The following is a 708-nucleotide window of genomic DNA, read 5'->3' as shown; positions in this document are numbered from 1 at the left end:
GGGGTCGACGGGGGGGGCGGCGTCGGGTGGGTGGTGGCGGTGGAGGGCGGGGCTGGGGGTGTCGTAGTGGTGTGGGGGGGGGGGGGGGGGGTGGGGGGGGGGGGGGGGGGGGGGGGGGGGGGGGTGGTGTGGGGCGGGGGTGGGTTTGGCGCGGGGGTATGTGAATCGGCCGGGGTTGACGGCGGAGCGGTTTGTGGCGTGTCCGTTTGTGTCGGGGGAGCGGATGTATCGCACGGGTGATGTGGTGCGGTGGCGGGTGGATGGGGATTTGGAGTTTGTGGGGCGGGTGGATGACCAGGTGAAGGTTCGTGGGGTGCGGATCGAGCTTGGTGAGGTGGAGGCGGTGCTGGCTGGTCAGGGGGAGTTGGCGCAGGTGGCGGTGGTGGTGCGGGAGGACCGGGTGGGGGATCGGCGGTTGGTGGCGTATGTGGTGCCGCGTGCGGGGGTGGGGGTGGATGCGGGGGTGGTGCGTCGGCGTGCGGCGCGGGATTTGCCGAAGGCGATGGTGCCTTCGGCGGTGGTGGTGCTGGATCGGTTGCCGTTGACGTCGAGTGGCAAGGTGGATCGGCGGGCGTTGCCTGTTCCTGGCTATCGGGTCTCGGATCGCGGGCCGGGTGGTGAGCGGGAGGCGTTGTTGTGCCGGCTGTTCGCTGAGGTGCTCGGGTTGGAGCGGGTCGGCGTCGACGACAACTTCTTCGACCTCGGCGG

At 71.6% G+C, this 708-nt stretch carries 1 pseudogene; it reads left to right on the top strand.

Annotated elements, in window-relative coordinates:
- Nucleotides 1–223 precede the first annotated feature (223 nt).
- Nucleotides 224–708, top strand: a pseudogene (locus tag MTP10_RS41830) (non-ribosomal peptide synthetase); the annotation flags it as partial.

Origin of the sequence: Nonomuraea sp. 3-1Str, from assembly GCF_031570565.1 — a bacterium.
Taxonomy (GTDB): domain Bacteria; phylum Actinomycetota; class Actinomycetes; order Streptosporangiales; family Streptosporangiaceae; genus Nonomuraea.
The sequence above is the reverse complement of the archived record's forward strand: the minus strand, read 5'-3'. Positions and strand labels throughout refer to the sequence as shown.